General features: G+C 70.1%; 9 protein-coding genes. 1 reads left to right on the top strand and 8 read right to left on the bottom strand.

The window, feature by feature from the left end; all coding sequences use genetic code 11:
- Nucleotides 1–656 (bottom strand): ArsR family transcriptional regulator (locus tag FVS66_RS22550; RefSeq protein WP_149181396.1); only part of this gene is annotated, 656 nt, incomplete at its 3' end.
- 85 nt (nucleotides 657–741) lie between these two features.
- Here FVS66_RS22550 and FVS66_RS22545 point away from each other — a divergent pair.
- Nucleotides 742–1815, top strand: coding sequence for an acetylhydrolase (locus tag FVS66_RS22545; RefSeq protein ID WP_149181395.1), 1074 nt, complete (start codon nucleotides 742–744; stop codon nucleotides 1813–1815).
- Between the two features lie 113 nt (nucleotides 1816–1928).
- Here the strand turns inward: FVS66_RS22545 and FVS66_RS22540 are convergent, their stop codons facing one another.
- The 7 genes from FVS66_RS22540 to FVS66_RS22510 all read right to left on the bottom strand — a co-directional run bounded on the left by FVS66_RS22540 (nucleotide 1929) and on the right by FVS66_RS22510 (nucleotide 7886).
- Nucleotides 1929–2438 carry a hypothetical protein gene (locus FVS66_RS22540; RefSeq protein ID WP_262387144.1) on the bottom strand — a complete coding sequence of 170 codons (510 nt, stop codon included), beginning with the start codon at nucleotides 2436–2438 and terminating at the stop codon, nucleotides 1929–1931.
- Between the two features lie 43 nt (nucleotides 2439–2481).
- On the bottom strand, nucleotides 2482–3162 hold the full coding sequence (locus FVS66_RS36200) for a hypothetical protein (protein ID WP_262387143.1): 681 nt from the start codon (nucleotides 3160–3162) through the stop codon (nucleotides 2482–2484).
- Complete coding sequence (locus tag FVS66_RS36195; RefSeq protein WP_262387142.1) at nucleotides 3116–4072, bottom strand: hypothetical protein; 957 nt, start codon at nucleotides 4070–4072, stop codon at nucleotides 3116–3118. Before FVS66_RS36195 ends, FVS66_RS36200 begins: the two co-directional genes overlap by 47 nt.
- Before the next feature lie 4 nt (nucleotides 4073–4076).
- Complete coding sequence (locus FVS66_RS22530; RefSeq protein WP_149182992.1) at nucleotides 4077–4406, bottom strand: helix-turn-helix transcriptional regulator; 330 nt, start codon at nucleotides 4404–4406, stop codon at nucleotides 4077–4079.
- Between the two features lie 146 nt (nucleotides 4407–4552).
- Nucleotides 4553–5083 (bottom strand): hypothetical protein, encoded by a 531-nt coding sequence (locus FVS66_RS22520; protein ID WP_149182991.1) that lies wholly within the window; start codon nucleotides 5081–5083, stop codon nucleotides 4553–4555.
- Nucleotides 5080–7536, bottom strand: a complete 2457-nt coding sequence (locus tag FVS66_RS22515; protein ID WP_149182990.1) for a hypothetical protein — start codon at nucleotides 7534–7536, stop codon at nucleotides 5080–5082. Before FVS66_RS22515 ends, FVS66_RS22520 begins: the two co-directional genes overlap by 4 nt.
- On the bottom strand, nucleotides 7533–7886 hold the full coding sequence (locus tag FVS66_RS22510; RefSeq protein WP_149182989.1) for a helix-turn-helix transcriptional regulator: 354 nt from the start codon (nucleotides 7884–7886) through the stop codon (nucleotides 7533–7535). The genes FVS66_RS22515 and FVS66_RS22510 overlap by 4 nt, the downstream gene beginning before the upstream one ends.
- Nucleotides 7887–7900 lie beyond the last annotated feature (14 nt).

Genomic DNA, 7900 nt, shown 5'->3' with positions numbered 1-7900 from the left:
GGGGTGTCGTGGAGAAGTGGGCCCGCCGGGTGGTGGAAGGTGGGCAGCAGAACCAGGCCGCGCCCGTTGAGGCAGACGTCGCGGTCCGGCGCTGCACTGGGCCATTCCCACACACCCTCGTGGAGTCGGCTGCCCGGGGCCAGGCCGGTCAACGTGGCGGCCACGCCGTGCTCGGCGACGGTCAGGGCGTAGCGGGTGAACTCCTCACGGTGCAGATCCTGTACGACGGACCAGACCGGGGCGAGGACCGTCTCGTACGCGGCCTGCTGGGCGCGGTGCATGGTGCGCCAGGCCGTCTCGTCGCCCGCGTGCAGGCCGCGGATCCAGCGAGGCGCGGGCATCGTCCCGTAGACCCGCTCCAGCTCGGAGCGGACGAGACCGGGGCTGGTGGCGCGGATCTGTTCGAAGCCGTCGGCCATGGTGTCGCCGATGACGTCGAGGAAGGAAGGCGGGCGGCCCGCTGGAACCAGGTCGGCGAGCGGGTTAGCTGCGGCCGGGAGGGAGCGCAGGACGCGTCCGCGCCACGGCGCGAACAGCGGCCCGCCACGCCGGGTCACGGCTGTCGTCAGGACGGCGTGCAGCTCTTGGAGCGGCGCCGGGCGGGGTGCGAAGCGGATTTGGGCGAAGTCCTGCGCGGTGAAGTGGATTCGCAGCACCCTCACAGCTCCTCGTCCTGGGCCAGCCTTTCGGCCAGGGCCTGAACCTTCGCACCGTGATGGCCCCCGCCCCAAGGATGTTCGTATGACTTCTCGACGCACTCTTTTGAAAGGCACCCTATTGGGGAGTGCCGCCGCCCTGCTGCCCACGGCTGCGTCCGCCTCCGGTGGCGGCCCGGTCCTCCGGCTGCCCGCGCCCGCCGGCCCGTACCCCGTAGGCATGCAGACGGTCCATCTGACGGACCCGTCCCGGACCGACCCATGGGTGGGCGGCGTGCGGGAGTTGATGCTGACCGTCCTGTACCCGGCCCGATCGGTACGCGGCTTCTCCCGGGCCCCGCAGCTCACCCCGGCCGAGGCCAGGGAGTTCGCCGAGTACGCGCCGCACGTTCATCCGGGACTGCCGGAGCCGGGAATGGTGGACTGGGGCGCGGTCCTCACCCACGGGTACATGGGCGCGCCGCCGCTGCCCGGGCGGCGGCCGGTGCTGGTGTACTCACCCGGCGGTGGTGACTCCCGCACGCTCGGCACAACCCTCGCCGAGGACCTGGCGAGTAACGGCCGAGTGGTCGTCCTCGTCGACCACCCCGGTGACGCTTCTCAGGTGGAGCTGCCCACCGGAATGCGGACGACCGTCCTGATCGGACCCCCGGACCCGGCGACCTTCCGCACGATGGTGGACACCCGGATCGCGGACCTCCGCCTGGTCCTGGACCGGCTCAGCGACCTACAGCTCGCACCGGCCATGGACACCTGCCGGATCGGGATGTACGGGCACTCCGCAGGCGGCACGGCGGCGGTGTACGCGGCCCGTGACGACCGCCGGGTCGGCGCGGTGGTGAACCTGGAGGGCTATCTCGACCTGTACCCGACGCTGGCCGGCTTCGATCAGCCGCTGCTGCTGTTCCGCTCCGACGGATTCGACGGCGCCGCCCGTATCGAGTCGTCCTGGGCGGGCCTTCCCGGCCGCAGCAGGCTGCTCCCCGACGCGAACCACTGGGCATTCACCGACTACGGCTCGCTCGTCCCTCGACTCCAGACTTCCGGTCTCGTGACAGCGACGGCGCGGACCGCGCTCGTCGGCACCGGCGACCCTGCGATGACACTCGCTGAGGTACGGCGCCGGGTAGGGACCTTCTTCGCCCGCCATCTCTCGTAACGGAACTACGAGGCGGCGGGCGGCCTGCTCCAGCGTACCGAGGCCGAGGAGGCCCGCGAGTTCAGGGAAACCGAAGTCTGTTCAGCGGGAACTCGCGTGTCGGTCCGTGTGCATCAGCTGGGCGAATCCGTGGGTTCGGCGGGAACCGTGGGGTGGGCTGCGAGGCGGCGGGCTTCGGCGGTGACCTCGGCATTGACCTGGTCCACGGTTCTGTCGCCGTATTCGAGGATGTCGTACTCGTCGTCGAGCTCAGCGAGGCGCTCGGTCAGGGGTAGCTCATGTCCGTGGCGCTGATGAATCCGGAAGGCGAACTCCCGAGGCGTGAGCTCTCCGGCGAGCATGCGGCGTGCGAGGGCTCGGGCGGCGGCTTCCTGACCGGCCTCGCTGCCCACCGGATAGAAGGCGAGGCCGAGTTCGTCGAGAGCTGCGGGAAGCAGGTCGTGGACGTCGTAGTCCGCCTCGGCTCGGGTGCAGGCGGCGAGGATTCGAAGGCCGGGGGTGTCGAGTCCGGCGACGAGCGCATCGCAGGCGGCATTGACGACATCGCTCGCGCGGATTTCCCCCATGCTCCAGAGGGCGGCATGGTCCTGTAGGGCGATGGCTGCTGCTTCGGTCGACGTCACTCGTCCATGATTCCCTTCACGGTGCGTCCGGGTCGAGCAGATTTCATCGAAGGTGCTGTTCAGCGGCCCGTTCCAGCAGGGCTCGCGCGGAGTCCGCGTAGCGCATCGCGGTCTTCTCGTCGAGCCCGAAGACCTCGGCGAGATGCAGTGGGTCAGGCCCGTGGGTCAGGGCCTCTTCAAGCTGCCGGTCAACACGGAGCCGTTCCAGGGTGGCGTCCTGTCCCCGCAGCGGAGCACTGATCCAGTGGTTGCTGGCCCGGCCGGTCGTGTTGGCGGTCTGGTTGTTGATCAGCAGGTGGAGGTTCGCGGTGCTGGGCCACCGACGGCGCCGGTGGCCCAGCCACTCCACCATGAGCTTCAGGGTGAGGTCGTCGAGAGGCCGGGCGCGTCCGGCGATGGTCAGTCGGCGGTTGCCGAGGTCGACGTCGTCGAGCATGAGGGCGGCGATCTGGGCGACCCGGGCGGCGTGGACCGCCGCGAGGGCGAGGACGAGCCGCGCCGCCGGGGTCGTCGCAGCTGCGACGGAGCGTTCGACCTGCTCGGGGAGGAGAGGTTGCAGCACGGCGTACTCGTTCTGCCCGACCTTGATCCGGCTGGTGGGGTTGCGGAAGATCAGCCCCTGCCGTTTGGCCCAGGTGAACAGAGACCGCAGCGCGACGAGCTGGTCACGCCGCTGGTTACCGCGCAGCGTCTTGACGTGGGCGAGGACGTCGCCGCGGGTCACCTCCCGCAGGTGGTCGTAGCGGTTCGACCATTCCAGCAGCCGGACGGACCTGGTTGAGGGAGAGCCAGACCGTACCCTCCCTGCGCGGGAGACTGCGGGGGCCGCCGTCGCGCAGGACTCGGGTCCAGCGCTCGGCTTCCGAACGGATGCCGGGTGCGAGCCCTTCCAGGCGCCCGACGAGCCAGCGCTCGAAGGACGGCTCGCTGTCGTCCTCGAAGATCCCCATCTCCGCCAGGACCGCGACGATGTGGCCGACGGGCAGGTCCAGGGCCCGTAGCGAGGAGAAGATCTCCGTGTGCCGGATGACGTCGCCTTCGACGTGACCGGTGAGGACGACGGCCAGGCCCCGGTTGACCGCGAAGCGGATGTTGCGTCCCCAGCCGCGGGCCTCGGCGAGCCGGTGGGCGAGGTACTTCGCCCAGGCCAGCCACGGGCTGGCCAGGTCGGCGTCGGCCGGGTCGAGCCGACCGAAGTGCCGGGGGATCTGCTCGAATAGCGGCGGCTGCTGCCAGCCGGGGTCCGGGCGCCAAGCCGACGCGGGAGGCGGTTTGCGCGGGGGGCCACGCCGTCCTCCTTTCCGTCGGGCTGGAGGCGTCGGTCTTTTGCGGTAGTGCATCCCGACGAAGAACAGCTGTTGGTGCCGGACGGCGGCGAGCCTCTCCCGCACGTCTGTCCCTTCCGCCAGCCGGCCGTCGGCTGTCTTCGCGCCGAGGCGGGCCTGGCACCAGCACAAACGGCAGTAGTCCCACTTCAACGGCTGGACGCGACGGCAACCGGCGCATTCCGCTGCGTCGTGCCCCCGGCCGAACATGTAGCAGGTGTGGCAGAGCCGTCCGCGGAAGTCGCCCCAGGCCAGGCAGCCCGGGCAGGAACTGGTCGGCTTGACGTAGCCCTTCGGGAAGCGTGCCACCGAATCACTCCGGCGGCAGCGACCGGCCGTCCCGGCGCTTGGGGATCACCTTCGGGGCGGCGGTGGCCGAGCCGACAGCGGCCTGGACCGTCTCCTCCTGGCCGGGGCGGTGCACCTTCTCCGGCTCGGGAATGAGGAGGTCGCCGATCTCGCAGCGGAGGACGACGCAGATGACGTCCAGGTCCTCCAGCTTGAGGGAGACCGGCTGGCCGGACCACAGTCCGGACATCTTCCCGGCCGAGATGACCAGGCCGTGCTCGGCCAGGCTCCGCTGAAGCTCGGAGGCTTTCCAAATCCCCCTGTTCGCGGCGGTCAGCCGCAGGTTCCACTTCATCGCAGAAGTCCTTCCAGCCGCTTCGCGGCCTGCTGCTGCCCGGCCACCCAGGCGTCCTCGACCCGGGTCTGCTGGACATGTGATGGTGGAGTCGGGTATTGGAACTCTTGGAACGCCTCGTGGACGGTGCCCATCGGTGGGGTCGATCAGCTGTGTTGGGTGGCCGAGTCGCGCTTGGTCTCGTCCGTGAAGACCGCAGTGGCTCGGTGGAGCTGTTCGAGGAACTGGGTAAGGGTTGGGGCTGTCGGCTCGAAGTCGTCGAACCATGACGTTGTGGTGGATCGGTGGACCTGCTCGCTGTGATCGAGAGCGAAGAGGATGCCTCCGCCGTCGCTGCCGAAGACGATGCCGGTGCAGTCGTTGGTCAGGCGGACTGGTCCGTATTCGGCGAGGTGGTCGAGCACCAGGTCGGATGAGTGGATGAAGTGTCCGTGGTCGACGTCGGGGAGCCGCAGCTCGGCGATCGAGGAGTAGAAGGTGACCAGGGCAGTGGGGACGGCGGCGTCCTCCAGCCGCGCGGCCGCCGCTCGGCTTTGGTCATCGGCCACGAGAACGTAGTTGTCGCCTGGCGGGTAGCCGTAGGCGGTCTCGAAGTGGGCAAGGGTCTGCTCAAGCATGACGGTGATCTCGCCTTGCCAGGTGGTGAGCCAGTCGGCCGAGAGGTCCGGTGTGGTCATCGGGTGCCCTGTTCTGTGTCGTGAGCGAGGGGATTGGTGAGCGGGGCTGAACGGCGGCTGATCTCGGCGGCGTAGGCGCCCCAGTCTCCGGCGGCGGCTCGCTGCCACTTGACGGCGACGCTGATGTGGATGCCGAGGGTGCGGGCGAGGATCGCGGAGGGCAGCTCGGTGGCGAGCTGGAACAGGGCGGTGGAGCGGGTCTCGGCGAGCCGGATGCCGAGCTTGCGGAGTCGTTCGCCCATTGCCCAGGCGCTGATCGGTCGGCCGGGCTGGCCGCCGGGGAAGAGCCAGGGAGAGTCGGTCTGGGCGAGGACCGCGTGGCTGCGACGAGCGGCGGATTGCTCCAGGGCCAGCTCGGCGACGGGGCTGGGCAAGGTGACCGCGATGTCGCCGAGGCGGATGCGGACAGCCTCGTCCGTCTTCTCGATGTGTGCGGTGGTCAGCCGGGAGATTGCCGCCGGCCACTGGGCATAGAGGAGCAACAGCAGGCCGGCCAGGCGGTCTTCGGTCCGGATGGTGCCGTCGTGCAGCAACCGGCGGGCGGTGGTCCAACGGGCGTCGTCGTCCATCGCTTGGGAGGGGCCGTTCCACTTCACCGCCGGGAAGCTGAGGTCCCGAGCGATCCTCTGGGCGAGGGCCCAGCGCACGAAGTGGCTTGCCTCTCTTCGCAGTTGGGTCTCGTCGCGGGTCATCCAGCGTTCGAGGTCGCTCTGCCGGCAGCTGGCCAGAGGCAGGTCCTGGTCCGTGAGCCAGTCCAGGAGATAGACGGCGGCCCGGAGGTGCTGGCGGACGACGTTGAGCTGGGTGTGTGTGATGTCCTTGCCGCGGCTCCGGCGGCGAAGCCGGCGGATCAGGTGCCAGGTCGCGTAGCGGTGGAGGATCTGCCGTCCCTCGGGGGTGGCGTGGGAGGTGACGAGGTCCTTGACGTGTCGTTCGAGGCGGACCATCTGCTCGTCGCGGGACGGCAGGGCGTCGGTGGCGACGAGGACGCTGCGGATATGCTCGACGACCTTGCTGTCGGGGAGTTCGTCGAGGGCCTCGTGGGTCAGGGGTCGTCGGCCGGAGGCCAGGTCGGACAGGACGGTGGAGACGATGCCTTTCGAGAGCCAACTCATAGCTGTCGCCGTCCGCTGGGTGCTGGCCAGGGCGTCGTGGAGGGCCTGTAGCTTCGGCGGGACGGCGCCCGTGTCGTCGGTGAGGAGGGCGACGAGCCGCTGCTTGAGCGTGCAGCGGCGGCAAGGGCCGGGTGCGGTCAGCCGTTCGGCCTCACCGCAGGTCGGGCAGGGGCGCCAGAGTTCGGCGTCCGGCTTCGTGCAGGGGCCGCAGACGGGGGCGTCGAGGGTGCCGGAGTGGATGTCGCGAAAGCGTCCGCAGACGGTGCAATGCACCTCTCGCTGGTCGCAACGGCCGCAGCGGGGCTGCCCGGTCAGTTTCGAGAGCATGCAGGGCGCCGTCCGGCCGCAGATCGAGCAGACCAGCGTGGGCAGAGGACGGCAGTTCGGGCAGATCGGCCCGTCGGGAGTCCGGGTGCAAACCATGCGGCGGTTGCCGCAAACGATGCAGGCCTCCAAGTTAGCGGGATCAGTGATCAGGCAGTGCGGACACAGCGGCCGCCCCTCGGCGTCGCGGGTGGCGGGTTCGCGCCGGGCGCCGCAGCGTGAGCACTCCTCGATGCGGGACTTGGCGATGCAGTTGCGGCAGACCCGCTGGCCGTCGAGGGGCTTGTCGACCCGGACCACGCGCTGGCAGCGGGGGCAGGCCGGCCGGGCGACGCCTGAGACGCCCGCGGCGTGCAGCAGCTCGATGAACCGCGGGATGGCGCGAAGGGGAGCCAGGTGCCCCTCGCCGGTCAGCAGGCGGGGGTTGTCCTCCAGAGCCCAGGCCAGATTCTGCTGGTAGGAGGGCCGCGGAGCGGACCGGCGGACCGCTTCCGCGACGACCTCGCGATCGGCGGCCGGACTGATCCTGATGATCACCTCATGGACGACGTCGAGCGGGTCACGGGGATCGGTGTCTGGACACATCGAACAGCGCGGCCGCCCATTTCGGTCCCGCATGGAGATCCGCCGGGTGTTTCCGCAGGCGGCGCACTCGGCGGTCTCCTGCCCGCAGACCGAGCAGTACCAGTCCTGGCCTCGGCGCTGGAAGGTCCGCAGATGCTTGCCGCAGTCGCGGCAGACCGGCGGCGAGATCGTTGTCGCCCCGGCCTTGCGGAGCGCGATCAGCAGGTCACCGATGGCCCGGAGTGCCGGAGAGCGACCGTCGGTCAGGACCTCGGGCTGGCCCACCAGGGCTTCGGCGATCCGGCGCGACTTCGCACGGCCACCGGCGACGCCGAGGACCACTGCCCGGACGGCCGCGGGGTCGAGGTCCCTCTCGACGGGGGTGATCAGGTCCGTGATCAGGCCGATGGGGTCCGTGATTGCACGGGCCGACTGGTCGACGGAAGTCACGGCAGGTCGACACCCCTGATCCGGGCCCGCTTGGGCCTCAGGTCACCGAGCGCGTCCGCTGCCGGTGGTGCGGCACCGGCAGCAGCGGCCTTCTTCGGCTTCTTCATCGTGCCGGCCGCGGCGATCGGTTCGATGAGGTCGTCCATCCGGCAGTCCAGGATGTCGAGCAGGGCCATGAGGATCTTCAGGCTGAGGCGCTCGGGACGCTCGACGGCGAGCCGGTAGACCTGGCTCGTGGACAAGGTGATGCCCCGTTCGGCGAGCGGCGGGATGAGGTCGGTGGTGGAGAACATCCCGCGGTCCGCCATCACTTTGCGCAGGTGCCAGCGGTAGTCGAGCTTGGCGGTCATCGCCAGGTCCTTCC

The organism is Streptomyces sp. TRM49041, assembly GCF_008271805.1.
Taxonomy (GTDB): Bacteria; Actinomycetota; Actinomycetes; order Streptomycetales; family Streptomycetaceae; genus Streptomyces.
The sequence above is the reverse complement of the archived record's forward strand: the minus strand, read 5'-3'. Positions and strand labels throughout refer to the sequence as shown.